Source organism: Flectobacillus rivi (assembly GCF_030056655.1).
In the GTDB taxonomy this organism is placed as follows: Bacteria; Bacteroidota; Bacteroidia; order Cytophagales; family Spirosomataceae; genus Flectobacillus; species Flectobacillus rivi.
Genome location: NZ_JASHIE010000014.1, coordinates 116992 through 140591, shown reverse-complemented (window position 1 = coordinate 140591; position 23600 = coordinate 116992). Strand labels below are relative to the sequence as shown.

Annotated in this window: 11 protein-coding genes; 6 read left to right on the top strand and 5 right to left on the bottom strand. The window is 38.0% G+C overall.

Translation table 11 applies throughout. From position 1 onward, the window contains the following. Positions 1-68: 68 nt before the first annotated feature. The 4 genes from QM481_RS19170 (at position 69) to QM481_RS19155 (ending at position 12446) form a co-directional block, all read left to right on the top strand. Positions 69-2132 (top strand): glycoside hydrolase family 97 protein, encoded by a 2064-nt coding sequence (locus QM481_RS19170; RefSeq protein ID WP_283382941.1) that lies wholly within the window; start codon positions 69-71, stop codon positions 2130-2132. Between the two features lie 72 nt (positions 2133-2204). Beyond that, the gene (locus tag QM481_RS19165; protein ID WP_283382940.1) at positions 2205-5519 is read left to right on the top strand and encodes a VCBS repeat-containing protein; all 3315 of its coding nucleotides are present in this window, start codon (positions 2205-2207) and stop codon (positions 5517-5519) included. A 75-nt stretch (positions 5520-5594) separates the two neighbouring features. Further along, positions 5595-8912 (top strand): VCBS repeat-containing protein, encoded by a 3318-nt coding sequence (locus QM481_RS19160; RefSeq protein ID WP_283382939.1) that lies wholly within the window; start codon positions 5595-5597, stop codon positions 8910-8912. A 231-nt stretch (positions 8913-9143) separates the two neighbouring features. Next, on the top strand, positions 9144-12446 hold the full coding sequence (locus QM481_RS19155; protein WP_283382938.1) for a VCBS repeat-containing protein: 3303 nt from the start codon (positions 9144-9146) through the stop codon (positions 12444-12446). Between the two features lie 157 nt (positions 12447-12603). Here QM481_RS19155 and porT read toward each other — a convergent pair whose 3' ends face one another. Together porT and ubiE are read right to left on the bottom strand one after the other, a co-directional pair. Continuing rightward, positions 12604-13356, bottom strand: coding sequence for a type IX secretion/gliding motility protein PorT/SprT (gene porT, locus QM481_RS19150; RefSeq protein ID WP_166550471.1), 753 nt, complete (start codon positions 13354-13356; stop codon positions 12604-12606). Next, a complete protein-coding gene (gene ubiE / locus QM481_RS19145) occupies positions 13305-14027 on the bottom strand; it encodes a bifunctional demethylmenaquinone methyltransferase/2-methoxy-6-polyprenyl-1,4-benzoquinol methylase UbiE (RefSeq protein WP_166550472.1) in 723 nt (240 codons plus the stop codon). Before ubiE ends, porT begins: the two co-directional genes overlap by 52 nt. Positions 14028-14548: 521 nt before the next feature. Between ubiE and QM481_RS19140 the strand changes: the two genes are divergently transcribed. Continuing rightward, entirely contained in the window at positions 14549-14884 is a 336-nt protein-coding gene (locus QM481_RS19140) for a DoxX family protein (protein WP_283382937.1), read from the top strand. An 82-nt stretch (positions 14885-14966) separates the two neighbouring features. Continuing rightward, positions 14967-17762, top strand: coding sequence for a hypothetical protein (locus QM481_RS19135; RefSeq protein WP_283382936.1), 2796 nt, complete (start codon positions 14967-14969; stop codon positions 17760-17762). A 189-nt stretch (positions 17763-17951) separates the two neighbouring features. Here QM481_RS19135 and QM481_RS19130 read toward each other — a convergent pair whose 3' ends face one another. From QM481_RS19130 to QM481_RS19120, 3 genes are all read right to left on the bottom strand, one after another. Next, on the bottom strand, positions 17952-19268 hold the full coding sequence (locus QM481_RS19130) for a DUF4374 domain-containing protein (protein WP_283382935.1): 1317 nt from the start codon (positions 19266-19268) through the stop codon (positions 17952-17954). Between the two features lie 17 nt (positions 19269-19285). Further along, positions 19286-21694 (bottom strand): TonB-dependent receptor, encoded by a 2409-nt coding sequence (locus QM481_RS19125; RefSeq protein WP_283382934.1) that lies wholly within the window; start codon positions 21692-21694, stop codon positions 19286-19288. Between the two features lie 523 nt (positions 21695-22217). Then, positions 22218-23525 carry a TlpA family protein disulfide reductase gene (locus QM481_RS19120; protein ID WP_283382933.1) on the bottom strand — a complete coding sequence of 436 codons (1308 nt, stop codon included), beginning with the start codon at positions 23523-23525 and terminating at the stop codon, positions 22218-22220. Between the last annotated feature and the right edge of the window lie 75 nt (positions 23526-23600).

Below are 23600 nucleotides of genomic sequence, written 5' to 3'. Positions count from 1 at the left end.
CTTTGCTACTTATGCCTTATCCCTCAAAAAAAAGAACCATTTTTATTTAAACAATATTATATCAATCTATGAAATTCACTGGCTTATTATTGGGGCTTTTGCTGTTGTCAGCAGAGGTTTTTTCTCAAAAGGCATATCATCTTGCCTCTCCGAATGCACGTGTTAATTTGACTCTAAATGTCACCAAAGAAGGTAAGCTTACGTATGCCTTAAATTTGGCTCAAACTTCGGTTGTAAAGCCTTCTTCTTTAGGTTTTAAGCTCCAAAAACCTGCTATTTCTCTCACGAACTTTACCGTTATTTCTGCTGATTCTAGTGAGTTTTCTGAAACTTGGAATCCTGTTTGGGGAGAAGTAAAAAGTATCGAGAATCATTACAAGCAACTCAAACTTCGTGTGAAAGCCATTCCTGCGAATGTATTGGTAGATGTTGTCTTTAGGGTTTTTAACGATGGTATTGGATTTCGCTATGAGTTTCCTGAGCAAGAAGGATTTAAACATTTTGTTGTTGCAGATGAGTTAACGCAATTTAATTTAGCGACCAATAACAAAACTTTCTGGATTCCAGGGGATTATGATACAAACGAATATTTGTACAATACAACCTTATTTTCAGAGATTCATGCTTTAGCTGCTGCTAAAAAAGAAAAGGATATTGCCCTACAATCCTTGATTGCGGATAATGCCGTTCAAACGCCTTTGATGATGAAAACCCCTCAAGGAATTTATCTTAATATCCATGAGGCGGCTCTTGTCAATTATCCCGTTATGCACCTGATGGCAAATACCAAGACTTTTGGGCTTACTTCACATCTGACACCTGATGCTGTAGGAAATAAAGCCTATTTGCAAACGCCTTTTAATACTCCTTGGAGAACGATTGTTTTGAGTAATAAAGCTGAAGAAATTTTAGCTTCTAAACTCATTCTTAATCTTAATGAACCGTCTAAAATTGAAAAGACTGATTGGATAAAACCACAAAAGTTTATCGGTATGTGGTGGGAAATGCACGTGGGGAAAGCTACTTGGGAAAAAGTAGGTGGAAAGCATGGGGCAAATACCGAAAATGTAAAAAAATACATTGATTTTGCTTCTGGCAATGGCTTTGACGGTGTGCTGGTAGAAGGTTGGAACGAAGGCTGGGAAGATTGGTTTGGAAATTGGAAAGAGGAAGTTTTCGATTTTGTTACTCCATACTCAGACTATGATGTAGATGCGTTACTCGCTTATGCCAAAAAGAAAAATGTAAAATTGATTATGCACCACGAAACATCAGGTTCGGTGACCAACTATGAACGTCGAATGGATAAGGCATTTCAGTTTATGAAAAATAAAGGTTTTGAAACTGCCAAAACGGGTTATGTTGGTCGTATTATTCCTCGTGGCGAGCATCATGATAGTCAATGGATGGTAAATCACTTCAATCGTGTAGCAGCAAAAGCTGCTGAGTACCAAATTATGATTGAAGCGCATGAATCATCTCGTCCGACGGGCTTGCACCGTACGTATCCAAACTGGCTTGCCAACGAAGCTGCTCGTGGGAATGAGTTTAACAACGCCCCAACTTTGGGTTTGGTACCAGAGCATGAAACCATCTTGCCATTCACTCGCTTGATGGGCGGTCCTATGGATTATACGCCAGGTTTTTTCAAAATGCACCTCAATCAGTTTATTCCATCTCGCACCACACGTGTGCGTACGACCTTGGCAAAACAATTAGCGTTGTATGTGACCATGTACAGTCCGTTGCAGATGGTGGGCGATTTGCCTGAAAATCTCAAGGTTTATCCCGATGCTTTGCAATTTATCAAAGATGTTCCTGTAGATTGGGACGATACCAAAATTTTATCTGCCGAGCCAGGAGAGTTTATCATGATTGCTCGTAAGCAAAAAGGGCAGAACCAATGGTTTGTAGGAGCTGTGAGCGATGAAAATTCAAGAGAGCTTTTGGTGAATTTTGATTTTTTACCTTCTGGTAAAACTTATACAGCAACCATTTATCAAGATGCTAGCAATGCGGATTGGGAGAAAAATCCAGAAGCTTATCAAATCCAAAAAGTTTCGGTAGATTCACAAACCAAGCGCACAATCAAAATCGCTAAAGGTGGTGGTTTTGCAATCAGTATTAAATAGGATATCGACTGTTGGGTTGAAACATGGAATACTTTTCCCAACAACCATAACTAACCTTATATAAACAAAAGAATGAAAGTATTACAACAATTGTCGCTTATAGCCCTCATGGGAATTGGATTGGGATGTTCGAGTAAAAGCGACACCGTGTTCGAACTCATCGATAGTAAGGATACGGGCATTGATTTTGTGAATAAAGTCGAAAACTCAAAAGACTTCAATATATTCAATTACCGCAATTTTTATAATGGCGGAGGCGTAGCCATTGGCGATATCAATAACGACGGTTTGCCCGATATTTTCTTGACATCCAACATGGGCGCCAACAAACTATATCTTAATAAAGGCGACTGGAAATTTGAGGATATTTCCCAAAAAGCAGGCGTAGAAGAAATAGGTAAATGGAATACTGGCGTGGTTATGGTAGATATCAATCATGATGGTTTTCTAGATATCTATGTGTGTAACGCAGGGATTAATAAGTTTACCCAAAAACAAAAAAATGCCCTTTTTATCAACAATGGCAATGCGACTTTTACTGAGTCAGCCGCAAAATATGGCTTGGACGAAGGAGGTTATACTACCCATGCGGCATTTTTTGATTATGATTTAGATGGCGATTTGGACTGTTATATTCTCAACAACAGCTTTATCCCTGTCAATACGCTCAATTATGCTAACAACCGTGAATTACGTGCTGAGGATTGGCCAGTAAAAGATTTCTTGAAAGGTGGAGGTGATAAATTGATGCGTAACGATAACGGCTTTTTCCATGACGTATCCAAAGATGCAGGTATTTACAGCTCTTTGATTGGTTTTGGTTTGGGCGTAACCATTGGCGATGCTAACAATGATAACTATCCAGACATCTATGTTTCTAACGATTTTTATGAAAAAGACTATCTCTATATCAACCAAAAGGATGGAACTTTCAAAGAAGAAATCGAACAGCGTATGAAACATATCAGCCTTGCTTCTATGGGTGCTGATATGGCTGATATCAATAATGATGGTTACCAAGAAATCATTACTACAGATATGCTTCCACGTGATGAATATCGTTTGAAAACTACTTCTTCTTTCGATAATCATTATGTTTTTAAACTGAAAAAAGAACGTGGTTTTTATAACCAATTTCAGCAAAATAGTCTTCAGTTAAATAACCAAGATGGTACTTTTTCGGAAATAGGAAATTACGCTGGCGTAGCAGCGAGTGACTGGAGTTGGGGTGCCTTAATGTTCGATGCCGATAACGATGGATACAATGATATTTATGTTTGTAATGGTATTTATAACGACGTAATCGACCAAGATTTTATTGACTTTTTTGCCAATGAACTGGTACAGGATATGCGCATGACGGGTGTGAAGCAGGATTTTAATAAAATTATTGAAAAAATGCCTTCAACGCCGATTCCTAATAACTTTTTCCATAATACTAAATCATTGAAGTTTGAAGAAAAGGCTAAGGATTTTGGTTTTGATGCACCTTCGTTCTCTAATGGTGCGATGTATGCCGATTTAGATAACGATGGAGATGAAGATTTGGTGGTAAACAACGTGAATGCTCAATGTTTTGTATATCGCAATAACTCTGACAAACAAGCCGAAAAACCTCATTTCTTAAAAGTTAAACTTCAAGGCGAAGGTCAAAATACCTATGCGGTAGGAGCTAAAGTAGATGTTTTTACAGGAAAAGAAACACAAACTCGTTCACTGATTCCTTCTCGTGGATTCCAGTCGAGTGCGGAGTATGTCTTGAATTTTGGTCTAGGAAAAAATACCAAAGTAGACTCCCTCATTATTACTTGGCCAGATCAGCGTATTAGTATTTTCAAAAATCCTAAAATTGATGGCTTGGTTTCGTATCAAATGAAGGATGGTAAAAAAATGTCTTATCCAAAGGCAAAGCTAGTAGATGGATATTTTCAATGGGTAACTCAGCCGTTTGAAAAACATCAAGAAGATCCGTACGAGGATTTTTACCAAGAAAAAAATCTTCCTGCTATGCTTTCGAAAGAAGGACCAAAGGCTGCCGTTGGCGATGTCAATGGCGATGGTTTAGAGGATATTTACATTGCAGGGGCAAAAGATCAAGCGGGTATGTTGTATTTGCAAACAGCCGCTGGGTTCAAATTGTCCAAACAAGAATCGTTTGAAAGAACAGCCTTTTTTGAAGATACTGCGGTGCTATTTTTCGATGCCGATAAAGATGGTGATTTGGATTTGTTCGTAGGTAGCGGAGGTAATGAGGTTTCGGAAGGTACGAATGACTTGTTGGATAGACTGTACCTAAACGACGGTAAAGGCAAATTTACGTATTCGTCAGGAGCTATTCCGATGAATACCTTGAATACTTCTGTAGTATTGCCACTCGATTACGATGCCGATGGCGATATAGATTTGTTTGTAGGAAGTCGTAGTGTACCGATGCAATATGGTTTAAATCCTAATAGTTTTATTTACCAAAACGACGGTAAAGGTGCTTTCAAAGATGTGACAGCAAGCGTTGCGCCACAATTGAAAGAGCTCGGTATGGTACGTGATGCCTCTCTGTCGGATGTCAATAAAGATGGCAAGAAGGATTTGGTCATCGTGGGCGACTGGATGGCACCTGTTACCTTATTAGCTAAAGGTGCAAAATTCGAAAAAACAGATAATGGTCTAGAAGAATATACAGGCTTCTGGGGAGCTATTAAAGTATTAGATGTAGATGGCGATGGCGATAACGATATGGTATTGGGTAATATGGGTGAAAACTTTACGCTACATACCCAGTTAGATGCTCCTTTGAAGGTTTGGGTGAAAGATTTTGATAAAAATGGAAGCATTGATAAAATTTTAACTAAGACAATTGACGAAAAGGATTCTCCTGTTTTCTTGAAAAGAGAAATGGCAGAGCAATTCCCAGCCTTGAAAAAGCAAATTCTGCAACATGCTGAGTATGCTAAAAAGTCATTGCAAGATTTGTTCCCATCGGATGTCTTAGAAGGAAGCTTAACCAAAACAGTGGCTTACTGTAAATCTGTAGTAGCTATTAACGATGGTAAAGGCAAATTTACAGTAGTAACCTTACCTGAGGTGGCTCAGTTATCATGTATCAATGCTATCGAACAAGCTGATGTAAACCACGATGGTAAACCTGATTTGCTTATTGGAGGTAACTACACGGGCTTTATTCCGCAGTTGGCGATGATTGATGCAAGTCGTGGAAATGTATTGATTAATAAGGGCAAAGGACAGTTTGAAGTGCTTACCAATCAAGAAAGTGGTTTTGTTTTGAATGGTGAAATCAAGCAAATTTTGCCTGTTAAAGTAAAAACCCAAACCGAATATTTGGCACTCATTAATAACGAAGTACCAAGGTTATTTGCTCTCAAAAAATAGTTTTGTATCCCCTTACATTGGCAATCACCCTTGTAAGGGGATACTTTTAATACACACATTATTCCAGCTGATTCGATGAAAAGATTTTCATTTCTTATATACCTCCCTCTCGTCCTATTCCTTCTTTTTACGCAAAGTTGTCAGAAGAAAACGCCATCTGCATTTGAATTGTTGGATGGTGAAACTACAGGTATCGACTTTTCGAATAACCTCAATCCAACCAAAGATTTTAATATTTTCCGTTATATGTATTTCTACAATGGTGGAGGTATAGGTGCAGGAGATTTAAACAACGATGGTTGGGTAGACTTGGTGTTTACAGCCAACATGACCGACAACAAGGTCTTTTTGAATAAGGGTAATATGAAATTTGAAAATGTTACCGAAAAAGCAAACTTCAAAGGTGGAAAAGGTTGGTCAAATGGCGTATCGATTGTCGATATTAATCAAGATGGATTATTGGACATTTACGTCAGTCAAGTTGGTGATTTCGAGATTTTAAAAGGACATAACTTATTGTTTGTTTGCCAGAAAATAGGCGTTGATGGCGTGCCTGTTTATGAGGAACAATCCCAAAAATACGGACTTGATTTAATTGGATTTGGCACACAAGCAGCCTTTTTCGACTATGATTTAGATGGTGATTTGGATATGTTCCAATTGAATCACTCGGTGCATCAAAATGGTACCTTTGGTTCTAGAAATAATTTTAAGGGGACCATTCATCCTTTGGCTGGCGATAGATTTTACGTAAATAATAATGGCAAATTTGAGGAAATCACGCAGCAAGCTGGCATAGCAGCCGATGCTTTGGGTTATGGATTAGGGATCGGTTTGGGCGATTTCAACTTTGACGGCTACCCAGATATGTACATTGGAAATGATTTTCATGAAAATGATTATTTGTACATCAATCAAAAAAATGGAAGTTTTGCCGACCAACTTACGAGCCAGATTGGTCATACAAGCCAGTTTTCGATGGGAGTCGATGTGGCCGATTTGAACAATGATTTTTGGGACGATATTGTGTCGATGGATATGCTTCCGTATGACCGAGAAATCCTCAAACGTTCGGAAGGGGAAGATTCTTACTCTACTTTTTTTTACAAAATCCAAGCAGGTTATGGGTATCAGTTTGCAAGGAATAATTTACAACTGAATCGAGGCGATAATACTTTTAGTGAAATAGGTTTATATGCCAATATGTTTGCTACAGACTGGTCGTGGTCGCCATTGATTTTTGATTTTGATAATGATGGTCGTAAAGATTTATTTGTTTCTAATGGTATTCCGAAAAGAGTAAATGATATGGATTATATCAACTTTATTTCTTCGGAGGAGGTTCAAAATAAGCTAGACCAAAAGCAGATGGATGAGAAGGATATTTCTTTAGACGGGAAACTTCCTGAAATCAAAATTCCCAATCAGTTTTTTAAGAATAAACCTGACTTAGCTTTTGAAGAAATCGCTTCGCAAATTGCCAATAATCAAAATTCCTATTCCAATGGCGCTATCTATGCCGATTTAGACAATGATGGCGATTTGGATATTGTGACCAATAATATCAATGAAAAAGCATACGTCTACAAGAACTTAGCGGATGCTTACGCCCCAGAACAAGGACATACGCGTTTGTATTTGAAAGGAAAAGTTCAAAACCTCAATGCCATAGGAGCGAAGGTGCTGATTTTTAAGAAAAATGAAACACTTTATTTTGAAAAATTCCCTGTAAGAGCATTCCAAGCGAGTATGGAGATTCCGATGGTGATGGGATTAGGCAATCGTGCCGAGGTGGATTCGGCTTATTTGATTTGGCCCGACCGAACTTTTCAGAAAATTAGAAAAGAAGACTTGAAAGATTCTTTAACGATTTCGTATAAGGCTAATCTTCCTGTATTTGATTTTGAAGGTTTCAAAAATAAATATCGTCCGAAAACATATTTTAAAGATGCTTCAGACATTTTAGGAGTAACGGTGAAGCATGAAGAAAATCTTTTCCATGAGTTTGAAAGGGAAGCGTTAATCCCGCACAAAATGTCATCGGAAGGACCAGCTTTAGCGGTCGCCGACATCAACCATGATGGTTTGGAAGACTTCTTTATTGGGTCATCGCAAACTAGTTTGGCAAAAGTGTATCTTCAGCAAAGTAATGGGAAGTTTACAGAAATTGCTCAGCCCGATTTGCAAAAAGACCTGAATTATGAGGAGGTAGATGCGCAATGGATAGACATCAATGGCGATTCACATTTAGATTTACTAGTGGCAGAAGGTGGAAATCAATACGCTGTTGGCTCCGAATATATCCAGCCTCGTTTGTATCTCAATGATGGCAAAGGTCTTTTAAAAGCTCAAGGAGGCGCTTTCCCAGCGGTAACAATGACCGAAGCTTGTATCAAAGCCCAAGATATTGACGGCGATGGTCGCCCAGAAGTATTTGTGGGTGGGCGCTCGGTGCCGTTTGCTTATGGTAAAATTCCTCATTCGTATTTGTTTAAATACAATGGAAAACAATTTGTGGATATTACAGCCAAAACAGCTCCAGAATTATCAGAAGTAGGTTTGGTCAAAAATGCTGAAAATGTAGATTTAGATAAAGATGGCGATATAGATTTACTGTTGTCTTTGGAATGGGATGGACTTTGTTTATTCGAAAATCAAAAAGGAAAGTTGGTGAAAAAAATGCTAACGCAAGAAAGAGGTTGGTGGAATTTTACCTATACTACCGATATTGATGCTGACGGCGATTTGGATATTGTGGCAGGGAACTTAGGCTTAAATAGTCGATTAAAAGCCGCTCCAGAACAACCTGTGCGTTTGTATGTGAATGATTTTGATAAAAATGGCTCAACCGATGGCTTATTGACCTATTATTTAGGCGGACAAGAAATTCTTTTTGCCAATAAGACTGAGACGCAAAAGCAGTTTCCTTTTATGAAAAAGAAATTTTTGCTAGCCAAGGATTTTGCCAAAGCCGAAATCAAAGACTTGGTGGGAAGCACTGAACTAGAAGTTGCCAAAACCTTAGAAGCCAACTATTTTTCAAATGCCGTGCTTCTGAATGATGGTAAAGGAAACTTTAGTATAAAAGCCTTGCCATATCAGGCGCAATTTGCCCCATACTTTGCGGCACAAGCCATAAATGCCAATAGTGATAATCTGCCCGATTTTCTCCTGATGGGCAATTTTTACGATTGTAATGTCCAAATGGGACGCTACGATGCCGATTATGGAACCTTGCTGGTCAATAAAGGAAAAGGAGATTTTGAGGTGAAGCCTTTAGGTATTTCTATCAAAGGGCAAGTCAAGCGTTTGAAGCCGATTAAAATACAAGGAAAGACCTATATTTTGGTGGTTAGAAACAATGATACATTGATGGTGCTGTCTCAAATCTAGTAGTTTGTCCGAATGGTCGAATAATTTCTAAAATACAAACCTCACTATGCGTAAAAGCGTGGTGAGGTTTGTATTTTTGTAAGGAAAAGTTGTAGATAGCGGGAACAGGGGCAAAGGCAAAAGTGAGAATAATTCTATTAATGTGAGTTTATCTCTAATCTTCCCAAGATACCCATACAAAAAATGACCTTAGAAAATGCCTAAAGCTTTGGCTCATAGCATTCTGTTTATATGAAAAAAATAGTTGGATTACTAGTATCAATATCGTGTTTATGGAGTTGTTCTACATCGCCCAAGGATACCCTTTTTGAAGAGCTTTCTGCTAGTCAAACGGGTGTGGACTTTACCAATCATATTCTTGATCGACCAGATTTCAACATTTTTAACTACCGTAATTTTTATAATGGTGGTGGTGTAGCCCTTGGTGACCTCAACAATGATGGTTTGCCAGATATGTTTTTGACTTCCAATTTTGAGCAAAACCGCTTGTATCTCAACAAAGGAAATTTGCAGTTTGAAGATATAACCGAAAAGTCTGGAATTTTAGGAAAGAAGTTCTGGAGCACAGGGGTAACCATGGCGGATGTTAATGGCGATGGTTTGCTGGATATTTATGTTTGTAATTCAGGAAATAAAGATAATCGAGGTAACCAACTTTATATCAATCAGGGAATAAAAGCTGGAATGCCAACTTTCAAAGAGCAAGCCCAAGCGTATGGTTTGACCAATGGTGGTTTTACAACCCATGCCGCATTTTTTGATTATGATCGTGATGGCGACCTCGATATGTACTGTCTCAACAATAGCTTCACGCCAATGGATAGGCTAGGATATGCCAATCTCAGGGCAAAAAGAGACTCTTTGGGTGGCGATAAGTTGTATCGGAATGACAATAACCACTTTGTAGATGTCAGCGACCAAGCAGGTATTTATGGAAGTTTAATTGGCTTTGGGTTGGGTGTAACTGTCGGCGACGTCAACAATGATAACTGGCCAGATATTTATGTGTCCAATGATTTTTATGAAAGAGATTATCTCTATATCAACCAACGCAACGGTACTTTTAAAGAAGCCATTGAAGAACAAATTGGACATACCCCATTATCATCTATGGGCTCCGATATTGCTGATTTGAATAACGACGGGTGGCAGGATATTATCGTGACTGAAATGTTTCCAGAAAGTGAAGAGCGTGTCAAGCGTACTGCCACTTATGAAAGTTACGATTTCTTCCAGTTTAAGCTCAAACAAGACTATTATTACCAATATATGCGCAATATGGTGCATATCAATAATGGAGATGGGACATTTTCAGAAATGGGGCAGCAGCTAGGGTTGCATGCGACCGACTGGAGTTGGGGCGGTTTGATGTTTGATATGGATAATGATGGTTTGAAAGACTTTTTCGTGGCAACAGGCATCATGAAGGATTTGACCGACCAAGATTATATTGCCTTCTTGGGCGACGAAAATACCATGCAACAAATGTTGAACGGGAAGAAGTTTGATTACCATGAGTTTGTTGATAAAATGACCTCTACACCAGTGCCCAATTATGCTTTCAAGAATTTGGGGAATCTAAAATTCGAAAATCATGCTGAAGATTTTGGACTTGAAGGTCCAGGATTTTCGAATGGCGCTGCCTATGCCGATTTGGATAATGATGGTGATTTGGATTTAGTGGTAAATAACAATGACTCTCCTGTTTCGATTTACAGAAACAAAACCAACGAAAAACTTCAGCGTAATTATTTGAAAATTCGTTTGAAAGGATATGAAAAAAATGTTTTTGGTGTAGGTGCAAAGGTTTCAATTTTTCAAAAGGGAGAACAACAGGTTTTACAACAGCTACCCAATCGAGGCTTCCAGTCTTCAATGGACTTGTCTTTAAATTTTGGTTTAGGAAAGAATGCAACTATCGATTCTTTAGTGATTATTTGGAGTGATGACGCTAAACAGACACTTCGCAACATTAAAGCGAATCAAACTCTTACGTTGGAACACGCTCAAGCCAAGGAGAGATTCGTCTATAAAACGCCAAACAATCTAAAGCCATTATTAGTAAACCATACCGTACAGTCTGGTTGGAAATATACCCATGTTGAAAATGACTTTGTAGATTATAACCGTGATGGTTTGCTCAAGCAAAAATACTCTACCCAAGGACCAGCATTAGCTGTAGGAGACATCAATGGCGATGGCATCGAGGATGTATTTATCGGTGGTTCGGCAACGCAACCCAAGCAAATCTATTTACAGTCAGCATCGGGACAACTATCATTGAGAAATATGCCTTCTTTTGAACCATATAAGGGTTTTGAGGTGGTAGATGCCTTATTGTTTGATGCTGATGGTGATAAAGATTTGGACTTATACTGGGTCACAGGCAGTAACGAGTTTTTACCTAACGACCCACAATTGGCGGATTGTCTTTTCTTGAATGATGGGAAAGGAAATTTTACTTATAGTCCAACTCTCCCAACTAATCGTACCAGTGGAGCTTGTGCCAAGGCATTAGATTATGATTTAGATGGGGATTTAGACCTATTTGTAGGTACTCGTATGACTCCCGCACGCTATGGGCAGAACCCAAACAGTTTTATTCTACAGAATGATGGCAAGGGTAATTTCAAAGACGTATCGGGTCAGCTTCTAGGCACTAACCAAGCATTAGGAATGATTACCGATGTGACTATACAAGATTTGAATGGCGACCATTATCCCGAAATAATAGCCGTTGGCGACTGGATGTCTGTAGTTATTTTACAAAATAACAAAGGTAAAAGCTTTACCAAATCAGACCTTGGAAATCAGGCTTTAAACGGTTGGTGGAACGCCATCCAAGCCGCGGATTTGGATAATGATGGCGATTTAGATTTTGTGTTGGGTAATCTAGGCAATAATCATCACTTCAAAGTATCTGCCACTGAGCCAGCAGAATTATATGTAAATGATTTTGATAAAAATGGTTCTTTCGAGCAAATCATGACTTGTTATCGTCAAGGAGAACCTTGGCCAATGGTTTTGAAAGCCGATTTGCAAAAGCAGTTACCAGAAATAAAACAGAAGTTTTTGAAGTTTTCAGATTATGCCTCAGCCCAAATGGGGGACCTTTTTGAAGATAGTCAATTGGAATCTGCTACAGTCCAAAAGGTTAATAATAGTGAGTCTGGCGTTATGTGGAATTTGGGCAAAGGACAATTCAAGTTTACACCATTCCCCATGATGGCGCAAACATCACCTATTACCAGTATCCAGTGCGTAGACTTGAATAAAGATGGTGTACTTGAAATTATCATGAATGGAAATTTCTTTGATGTTTTACCAGAAATCGGAAGATTTGATGCTAACTACGGGGTTATTCTTCAAAATGATGGGAAAGGTAATTTTAGGAAAATGACCTCTTTAGAAACAGGATTTTTAGTAAAAGGACAAGTTCGCAAAACAAGAATTCTCAAAAAAGCAAATGGTAAAAAAGCCCTACTCATTGCCAAAAATAATGATACGGCAGAGATTTGGGATATAGTGAATTAGTATGAGTGATGAATTGTGAGTTAGTAAATGATACCCGTAAAGACGCAATGCTTTGCGTCTAACGGCATGAATACAGAATCAAAAAGCCCTCATTCAAAAGTAAAAATGAGGGCTTTTTGATATTTTCTAATAACGAATAACTATTAATAAATAACGCTTACTCAAACATCAAATACAAAGTAACTGAATGAGAATTAAGTCTTTGTATGGCATTAGAGTATGAAAGTGGATTAGTTGGCGCCACATACATATTGGCTAATCCATGTGAGAATCGTAGTTCTGGAGTGAATTTGAAGTATTTGAAAAATTGTTCAAATCCAATGCCATATTCAATCGAAAAATCTCCCGTTTTGGTATTTAATCGAGTAGTTGTAGCTGCATTTTTACGAACATTTGCCTCGAGTCCTATCTTAAATCCTGCATCGACAAACATCCTCGAATTACCCCTTCTTTGAGATTTTAGTTTTAATAATACAGGTATTTCAAGCCATGTTGATTCTCGCAATTCGGGTGGGTAATTGGGAGAATTGTTGAAACGGTAATCAATTTCACGACCATAGAGCGCAATATTAATACCCGTTTTAAGGTCAAAATGCTTACTTAGCGTAAAGTTAGCAATACCTCCAACGAGGAAGGCAAAATTGCCTGGCGAAACGATCGACCTTGATGTATCGGAAGGCGCTGCTACTTGAGGACCATGATACAAGTTGAATCGAGCGTCACCAAAACCAAAAAGAAAACCAAAATGTACAAGTTTTTCATCATAAAACTCGTCATAGATTCTTTTGTATTTGTAGCGTTGCGCCTGAGATTTTGGAGAAAACCCTAGCACCAATATGCCTGTAACAATCGCAAAAATTATTTTTTGCCAATGTAAATCGTACTTATTCCGAACGTAAGTGGTAAGCATTGCGTCTGAGTAAAACCTGCTTTGTGATATACTTTCAAAAAGTCTTCACCATCAGGAAATGCTTGTACAGACTCTGGAAGATATGTATAAGCCGATGAATCTTTTGAAACCATATTACCAATAGTAGGCAAAATGTATTTGAAATAGAAATTATATATCTGTTTGAAAGGGAATGACTTCGGTTTTGAAAATTCCAAAACGATACATGTACCTCCTGGTTTTAACACACGGCACATGTCAGTGAGTCCTTTCTCCAAATTTTCGAAGTTTCTTACGCCAAAACTAACGATGACAGCATCAAAAGTATTGTCTTCGAAAAGTAATCTTTCAGAATCGCCCAATTGCATGTCGATGATATTATCAACGCCCAATTTCTTGATTTTCTCTTTACCCACATTCAACATTCCTTCCGAAATATCCACGCCGACAATTTTTTCAGGCTTTAAAGCTAAAGCTTCAATAGCAAAATCACCCGTTCCTGTAGCAATATCCAAAATGGTTTTTGGTTGAGCAGCTTTCAATAATTTGATGGCTTTTTTACGCCATAAAATATCAATACCACCACTCAAAAGGTGATTCAAAAAGTCGTACTTATGTGAAATATTATTAAACATTTGAGCTACTTGCTCTTTTTTGCTAGCCTCTTGCTCTTTGTATGGAAGTACTGTCATTGTACAAAATATTTTGATGAAAAAAATGCCTTGAAAGTCTAACTGCGCTTTTGTAATTTATAGAATCCAAAACAGACCACAAAGTTACACTTCCTATCTGAGATAACAGCCTGTAAAATAAGAATGTTTTAGGATACATAAATTATCCCTACCTTAGTGTAACTGGAATGTAGAGCTATCATAAGGATTTCGGATTTTAGATTTTGGATTTCAGATTCGTAAATATCGAAGCTGTTTAAACTTTTCAAAAAACATATTTTATTGATTAATTCTTCGTCTTACTTTTTAACTAGGTGTTCCCGCCTTGATACAAAAAGTAACCGCAGCGGCGGCCGCAAAAAAATCAAGAATTATAATCGGAGTGGCGTACCACCTCGCTTCGCTCAAACAGTATAAATTCATTGCTTACGAAAGCAATTTTAAGAAAGTTTAAACAGCTTCTTAAAAAATTTATCATAATCCCAAATCAGCAATCAAAAATCTCAAATCAAACATATTCCTAACCTTTCAAATCCATAGCTATGATGTACTTATTAAGTTTACTGATGGTATTGGCTGGTATTTTTCACTTTGTCAAACCTAAGTTTTTTCTAGCAATAATGCCACCGTATATCCCTGCTCATCAACTGATGGTGGCACTAAGTGGTCTTGCTGAAATTATTTTTGGCGCAGGGCTATTATTCGAAAATACTCGCTCATGGGCTGCTTGGGGGCTTGTTGCACTTTTTGTTGCCGTATTTCCTGCCAACATTTATATGGCTACTTCCGATAAATTTAAACAATTTCCAAAATGGATTTTGTATGCTCGTTTGCCACTCCAATTTGCTCTCATGGCATGGGCATATAGCTATGCGTAGTGGCTTTCAGCTATCGAAAGGATACACTTCCAATAGCTGACGGCTGACAGCCGACCACTCTTTCTAACTCATAAAATAATCTATGAAAACACGTTTACTACTAGTAGGATTATGCCTGTTTTTAGGCTTTTCTTCATTTTCTCAAAATGCCTATTATGATGCGCTCACGCTGCGGGTGTACAAGGATTCTTTGGAGAAAATTTATCCAAACTCAAGCCGTGGTGGCGCCAAACGGACTTTCTTCGGCTATCTGGATACGAAAAGAGTCATGAATGCCAAAGATTATGAGGCGATTAAAAGCTTTGCGAAAAAGCCTTTCTCTAAAGTCAATAATGAGTTGAATACGATTAATCAGCTCCCTAATGCCTTTAAACTTTTTCATGAGTTTGACGGAGCTCAGTCGGTGATTAATGACAAGGCTCGTGTAACGGCTAAGGCGATAGATACCCTCATGAGCAAACTCAAACTGCGCATTGATTCGCTCAATACACGCTACAAAGTCAATGTGGTATATAAAACGACTAGTTTTGTAGGGGCTGAACGTTTGCCTATTTCGAGCCGTAATTTGTATATAAAGTTTGAGCCGATGCCTGATTCTATTCGCCAAAAGTATCAGGAGTCGATTCAAATAACTCAATTCAAAGTAGGTGAAATAGCCTCTGATTTGGATTCTACTTTAAGCGAAATGGCAGGTGCTCGTATAGCGATTATGGATTCGGTTATTAACAAAAATCTTATCAAGAAAAAGGAAAAAGAGATTCTCGAAACACAATCATTTGTTACGACTGATGCGCTTAACAATACACGAAAACCTCAATTACAAAATGTTTCATCCTCGGGCTCAGGGCTATCTTTGGACATGACCACTCGCATGGTGGACGCCACTGCCAGATGGTTGGTCAAACGTACTAAACAGGAATTGACATTGGCCTTTTTTGATAAACTCCGAAATCGACTTGATACAATTCCAGAGCTTCGGGCTTTTTTTCCTGCTACTTACTTGATGTTGCAGAATGATGAAAATATTTACCGATTGCCCTCATTAGGAAATACGTGGTTGGCGGCTTTTCATACTGATGTAACCAAAATTCCTCAAAATTTTGAAAGCTATATTCAGCAATATCATCCAGAAATGTTGAAGGAAGATAGCTTCAAAATCTTTTTGATGACCTATCATTCTTTTGATTTATTGGAAAAAGGTACCAATCCTGCGACCCTATTAGATTTTTTGAAAACACGTTATGCGACCGATGCCGACATTCGAACTTCGGAGGTGAGTCGCACGATACGTTTGTTAGCTTTGTTGTCAGACAACCTTATTGATTTGACTAATGACCCTGCCAATAAGATGTGGATTCGTCCTTCGGAGGCATTGAAGCAGTTTTCGGACCCTTTGGTTGGTCGCTATTTCTTGGGCTTGTTGTACCAAAAAGATACCTTGCTTTTCAATAATTTGAAAGTAGGTGTGGACGGGCAGAGTCTAGGAAATTGGCTAGGCGAGTCCAATAATCGTTTAGAGTATTTTAATCAGACGGTTAGCCAGTTTTTACTCATGCTAGATGATATTCAAAAGCAAATTATCTATAATTCTACCTCCGATAATCTGCCTTTGCGAGATGTAAAGCCCTTTTTACATTATACCCAATCGATTTTTGATATGGTAAATGTAGGTTTTCAAATCAAGTATTTGCTCAAAAGTGGTGAGCCCGATACAAGTTTTTACAAAAGTGCTTATAATCAAAAATGGAAACCCATTGCCACCGATGCTATTGAAGCCATCAAGGCATTTTATACTAAAAGTTATGGTTCGGGCTTACTGCATACTATTGCAGCGATGAAGCCTATTTGGGCAGAGGTTAGTCCCAAAGATGTACGTTTAGGACTTCTGAATAATGGTTTGGCGATTTTACAAAAAACACATATTGCTCAGGTAGAAAAGGATTTGCTAGCCAATAAAGGTCTGATAGCAACAAAAGAGAAAGAAGCGAATCAGCTTTTGAAGCAACTAAAAGACAACATGGACAAAGATTCTTTGAGAATTTTGACCATCAAAAAATTACAAGAAACCAAAATACAGCTGGAGTTGCTACAAAAGCAAGTAGATGATTTGACAAGCCAGAAAAAGACTTTTGAAAGTATTCAGAAAAGTTTATCAGAAGTAAAAAACATCGATGAATTGATGGCTCAAAATAACACTAAGGTTCAGGAAAAACAGAAGGAGCGACTCAAAGCAAAATTTGACCAAATTACCTTTTATGCCAATTTCATGACCGATGTCATTACCTCAGATTCGACGACAGATTTACAGGAAATTATTGATAAATATGCGGCTCCTGTTGGCTCGTATAGTCTTAAGCGCAAAAATGCTTTTAGTCTCGATATCAATGCTTATCCAGGGTTGTATGCGGGCGTTGAGCAACCCATTGCTTCAAGTCGAGGCGTGTCGCAAAGTGCTTTTGTGACAGGTATTACCGCTCCGATTGGTGTGGCTTTTAGTTGGGGCAAAAAACGCAAAGTGTTGGGCGGGTACGAAAGAGATAGTCGAGGAGGACATTCATTGAGTTTGTTTGTGCCAATTGTAGATATTGGGGCGGCATTCAGCTATCGTTGGTCACAAGGAGACGAGATTAATGGTTTTCCGAAAATCAAGTTTTCTCAAATCTTTGCGCCAGGTTGTTATTTGGCTTGGGGTGTCAAAAATGCGCCTATTGCTCTGAAAGTAGGTGCTCAAATTACACCACAATTGAGAGATGTCAACGTATCAACTTCGGCGGGCGGTTTGACTAATACCGTTTCTGAGGTGAGTATGCTACGTTATGGCATGACTTTGAGCGTAGATATACCAGTTTTTCATCTTTTTGAAAAAAGGATGAGATAGCGAAGGAATGTTTTTGATTAAGAAATATGAGGCATTTTGAATTGAGTGAATTGAGTGAATTGAGATTGAGTGAATGAGTGATTATTATTAAAATCTATATTCTAGTAGTAGAGACTACTGGTGAAGTTTATCCTAATAATAATCAACCACTCATTCACTCAATTCAATACGACTCATGTCTGATATTTTCTAGAAAATACCGATATAGTGATTTCCTGCCTTATTGACTAAGGTAGCACCTTTTGTAACAGTACCTGTTTTCTTGTTGAAAATATAAATATTCCCATCTTTCCCTACTGGTGTTACGGCAACAAATACCTCATCGCCGCTCACCAAAACGCCCTGATATTGTCCGAAATTTAAGTCAGCATCGTAAGTAATATCAATTTTTGTGGCTGTTTTGGCATTTAGATCCAAACGAGCTATATATCCTTGCGTAGTGCCATCGTGAGTATAAAGGGCATAAGCAATTCCATTTCCAGCATATTTCCAACAGTCAATATACACACCTTTTACGCCAAGAGCAGCGTCTAAGCTAAATACGTAAGAATTGTCATATTCATTGTTTTGGGTAATTCTTAAGATATGTGAGCCCTTACTGTCACGCTGGGTTGCTTGGTAGATATTGCCGTCTGTTGCCACGAAAGCATTGGGACTACGGTATCCACTATTATCACCAAAACCAACAGTTGAGGTAATTACTTTAGGGTTTTCGAGAGAAGGATAATCAACAATAACAGACTTGCTACCTAGACGGTCGAAGGTACTTTCTGTGAGTCCTGTGGCAGGGTTGTATTTGCGCATCCATGTACCAAGAATCAATTTGTTTTGTGCTTTGTTCAAAACTGGAGCATCCAAACGGAAAATACAGTGACCATTGAGTTCTTCTGCTGTAGCAAGCGGGATTTGATATTGTTTGTAGCTATTGATAAGGACATTTTGCAAATCTAAAGAAAGAACCGTTGCTACTCCACGATAGTATTGAAAGGACTTGGTTTTGTCGGTTGCGTTATTGGCTGCAATACCTGTAACGTTTAGAGCAACACCACTTTTATCTCCATCATATAATTTTGACCAACGAGGCGTTGTAGTAGCATATTGGGAAATATTTACCGTAACATCTTGTTGTGTAAAACTACCTGCGCCATTGACTTTGTAGCGAGCAAATTCGCCTCCATTATCGCCTGAATAAGCAATGTTAAACAAGGTATTTCCGTCTTCAGAAGATTGTAAACGAGCCGTTCTGGTTGATTTTACTGGAAAACCTTTGTCATAAACATTGATGGAGACATTGGGATTTCGAGCATCCTCTTTACTTACCGAATAAACCATCGTTCCACCGTTACCATCACCTGGAGCAGTACTCATTAAAGCACCAGCCACGGTAATCCAGCGGTCTTGATTGGTAATAGGGTCAACGTTTTCGGAAGAGTCTACTTTAGCACAACTCGATAAAGTAAAGACAGCAGCGGCAATAATTGATAGGGATTTAAACTGATTTTTCATTTGTATGTATTGGTTTATTAAAATTTACTAAGCATATAATTAAGTTTCAGGTAGAAGGCTCTTCCGGGTTTTTGAACAGCAAAATTGTCGTATACCTGCGCATCAAGGATATTTTTTGCATCGGCAGTAATGACAAATTTGTTGTTTGGAAAAGCATAGCTTACACCAATGTCTTGAATATATTGACGTGGGGTTCTGAAGTCTTCAATGTCTAACCAAGTGGTATAAAATCTCTCTACAAATCTGAAGCTGTAATAAAGATTCAAGACGGTGTTTTTCTGGAGAATATTTTTAAAAGAGTATTGAATATTAGTATTGGCTGTCCAGTAAGGCTCGTTGGGCAATTGCTTGTTATAATAGTCATACTCTCGTCCGTTAGGGTCATAACGAATGTTGAATACCGAGTTGAATTTTGACATATTCAAGCCCACCATCAGGTTGTTGTTATAGGTATATCTAAAATCTGATTCGAAACCAATCGCCTTTGTTTTTCCTAAGTTTTCGTAAGGATTCGTTTGTACAGCATCGTTGAGGCGAGGATTGATTCTTTGGGTAATTTTATCACGAGTATCACGAATAAAACCAGATACCGTAAACGAGTATTTATGCTTTCCTACTTGAAAATTTGCTCCATTCAGACCCACATTCAAGTTGTAACTTACCTCAGGACGAATACCAAAGTTTTCTACAATGTTTTCGCCTGGACTTCCAAATACTTCATTTTCTGAAGGCAGGCGAACCGCCTTTTCGGCTGATACCAAAATGGTATATTTCGGCGCAATAACATAAGACATGGCAATTCCGTAGCCAGTGGCAGTTTTGCTGCTATTGGTTTTGTTTTGAGTGGTAATGGGCTGATTCTCAACAAAGGTTAAAACAGGATCCATGCGGTCTATCCCTTGCTGATAGAATTTAGCGAAGATATTATTCTTAAATCTGGCGTCAAAAGCTCTTAATTCGTAAGCAATAGAAGTGATATTTTTGACAAGATTTCGGGTGCCAATAAAAGTTCGTTCAACTTCAGAACGCATCATATCTTGCTCATTTCTATCAATGGCGTAATAAATATGATTCAATACAAACCTATGATTGCGGTTTAAATCATAATTAAAACCAGCTCTGAAAGTACTTACATTTCTATTAATATGATTAATGGTTGGCGCTGCTTGCTGAGCACCACTAGGTCTTAAAATGGGGTCGCCATTCAGACCAATACTGATTTGCCCATACCAATTATAATTCCATTTTACGGTGTCCACCACTAGCTGAGTTCTTTGACTATACATCCCATTGATGTTGAATTCTAAGCCTTTGGTCATGAAATCTTTCTTGATATAATTAAGACTAAAAACATGAGCTTGCGACTCCGTAAATCGCCCTTTGTAAGGAATCGACATGTATGTTCCGTGCTGAATTTCTTTGTAATCATCTGAGCCATTATAGCCAATCATGAATTGGTCAGCCCATCGCACATTGGTAAAGCCTACTTGAATTTGTCCGCCAGTCGAGCGATAAGCATCATCAAATCTTTTGGCTCTAACATAATCGTAACGTCCATTGGGCAGAATATTTCTGACAAACTTTCCCCATACTTCATAGTCATTGTCTGAGTAATTATGAAAGCCTGAAGCCTTGACCGTGAAGCCTGTTTTTTCTTCTCGGTAAGAAGCATTAAAATTGGTTTGGAAAGTATTAAAAGACCCATAGGACACAGAAGCTGAAAGATTATTCATACCACCTTTTTTCAAAATGACATTGATGGCGCCACCAAGAGCGTCATCGGCTAAGTGTGCAGGAATAACACCTTTGTAAACTTCAATTCGTTCGATTAGTGCAGGAGGAATACTATTGAGGCTGAAAGATTCACCATAAGTAGAAATTGAGATACCGTCGATGAAAATCCTGACGGAGTTGCCCGACATGCCATTGAGATTATAATTGACGGCCGAACCTAAGCCTCCATTTTGACGGACTCTGATACCCACAGTTCTGTCCAGCATCTCATTGGTTTGAACATTTCGTTGGGCAATATCTTTTGTTTCGATGATGTTAACCGCAAAACCACTTGTCTCAATTTCCCTTTTTTCGGTTTTCTGTATCACATTTACTTCTGCCAAGTCAAGACTTTTATGCTTGACCACAACAGGTATTTCCGTATGTGCCTGATTGACATTAATCTTGAGGCTTTGAGTTTCAATTTCGACCGAAGAAACCACAAGGTCATATTGTCCGTAAGGGACTTTTTTTAAAACAAAATAGCCATTGTTATCAGCAATTGTAGCAATGTTGCTATTGACAAGCCGAATACTAGCGTGACTAATACCTCCTTCATTTTGACTGTAAACTCGACCTTTAATCGTTGAGATTTGTGTAAAGGAGGTAAAATAGGCTAGTATGAGTAGAATCGTAGTAACCGTGATTTTCATAAAATATAGCAGACTATGTATGTGATTTTTTCGCCATCATCAATTACATTGATTCGTTATAAATAGTTCTTCTATTTAGACTAAATATAAATAGGTGGCTCAGCAAAAGTAAGTCTCAAAGGTAAATCGTCCAAATATTTATTTAGACTAATAATAAATAAATATGTATGGTTATATTTTTACTTTGTATAATGATAAAATAAACTAAGATAAAAGGGTTAAGTCGGGATTGAGGGGCAGTTGCTCAGATATTTGAAAGCAAATGAGTTGAGATTAGGGTGATTACTAGGAGTAAAACTAAACATGAGTCATTGGTGAATTGAGTGAATGAGTGGTTGAGCAAATTAGTGATTACTATTAGGATAAATTTCACTTGTGGAGACATAACACTTTGCTTCTAGAGATATGTTATTCCACCTTTAATTGGCATTCCCCTTAGTGGGCGACTTAAGTCGCCCACTAAGGAGAAAAGTGTTGTTTGTGGGTTGTAAGGTGTTAAAAAAACAGGCAGTAAGCGTCGTATTTATAGAATTGCCTTTAACAACTCCTTAAGTTTAGGGTCTGATGGGCGAGGGGCGTCAGTATTGATAAATTTACCATTTTTATCAACAATCATATAGCGAGGAATGGATTTAATCTTATATTTTTTGGCAAGCTCCGAACCGAAATCTTTGGACAAAAGATAATTAACTGAAAGAGAAAGATCTTCGGCTTTTAAAGCCTTTTGCCAAGCTACTTTGTTCTCATCCATCGAAATGGTAATTACTTGCAGTCCCTTGGCTTGATAGGAGGCAATAAGCTTTTTGGAATCAGGAATTTCTTGTCTGCAAGGGGCGCACCAACTTGCCCAAAAGTCAAGGTAAATGACTTTTCCTTTGTGTTGTTTTAGGATTTCATCCAGAGAAATACTCTCATTTTTATCAGAAAGGAGATTTCCATTTTTGGCTTTTGGACTACTAAGATATTTCTCTTTGAGATACTCGATATATTCTTTGTTTCGCGAAGTATTGAGATAATTTTGGAGCGCTGTATCAAACTTAGCATCTTGTTTTTGAGGATGACATAGAAATGCAAACAGCAAAAAATCTTTGATTTTTCCTTTAAAATTACTTGAAATAGATTGTTCGATACCACCAAAATCGGTAGTTGATACCATCGCCTTTTTTAGCAAGGCTTTTTCATAATTAATCAAGGCATTACGAAATTGAGCATCCTTCAGAAAGTTTTCATTTTGATAGGCGGCTTTTTCTTTTTCGAGTAGTGCCCACGCCGATCCCGATGTGTTTTTCCCTTCAGGATATAAGTAATTTGAGGCGATCATTGCTAGATAATTGTTGTAGACATGATTTTTTAGTATTTCGATATAGCTTGGTGCTACTACATTTTTGGTATTTGCCGCATCAATTTTTTGCCAAATAGAGTGGTAGTCAAGAGATTTACCCAAAGCAAAAAAATCTTGATTGCTAACAATAATAGGTACTAAAAAAGCCAGTTCGTTAGTCCTGTTTTTATCGTCAGATACCAATCTTGTGATTTTTTCAGCATCCTTGATAACATACAATTTTTCCGAATTGGTAATGGGAAAGATCATTTGTTTCTCAGTATCCTTGAGAATTAGTAAATCCCTAAATGCGATTTTGATTTTTTTAGTTTGATTAAATTCAATTGGCATCGGAAATTCCTGAAATTGATTGTAGTAATACAAATAGGCTTTTTCGCCTGGTTTAAGCTTACTAATGATTTCGACAGTGTCGGTAGAAATGCCATTTTGTGCAGACCCTGCAAACGCAAAGAATAGTAAAAGTACCAAAAGAGATAGGGTGTATTTCACGGTAAAATTTGGTTGTTATGGTGAGAATATTAATAAATGTAAAAGGAGGTTATTAGTTAATCGGTTATTTGAATA

Bases quoted from the DNA above. Each gene is read 5' to 3' on its own strand.
- QM481_RS19170 (WP_283382941.1), top strand. From the start codon at position 69: ATGAAATTCACTGGCTTATTATTGGGGCTTTTGCTGTTGTCAGCAGAG.
- QM481_RS19130 (WP_283382935.1), bottom strand. From the start codon at position 19,268: ATGAAAAATCAGTTTAAATCCCTATCAATTATTGCCGCTGCTGTCTTT.
- porT (WP_166550471.1), bottom strand. From the start codon at position 13,356: ATGCTTACCACTTACGTTCGGAATAAGTACGATTTACATTGGCAAAAA.
- QM481_RS19140 (WP_283382937.1), top strand. From the start codon at position 14,549: ATGATGTACTTATTAAGTTTACTGATGGTATTGGCTGGTATTTTTCAC.
- ubiE (WP_166550472.1), bottom strand. From the start codon at position 14,027: ATGACAGTACTTCCATACAAAGAGCAAGAGGCTAGCAAAAAAGAGCAA.
- QM481_RS19125 (WP_283382934.1), bottom strand. From the start codon at position 21,694: ATGAAAATCACGGTTACTACGATTCTACTCATACTAGCCTATTTTACC.
- QM481_RS19155 (WP_283382938.1), top strand. From the start codon at position 9,144: ATGAAAAAAATAGTTGGATTACTAGTATCAATATCGTGTTTATGGAGT.
- QM481_RS19135 (WP_283382936.1), top strand. From the start codon at position 14,967: ATGAAAACACGTTTACTACTAGTAGGATTATGCCTGTTTTTAGGCTTT.
- QM481_RS19160 (WP_283382939.1), top strand. From the start codon at position 5,595: ATGAAAAGATTTTCATTTCTTATATACCTCCCTCTCGTCCTATTCCTT.
- QM481_RS19165 (WP_283382940.1), top strand. From the start codon at position 2,205: ATGAAAGTATTACAACAATTGTCGCTTATAGCCCTCATGGGAATTGGA.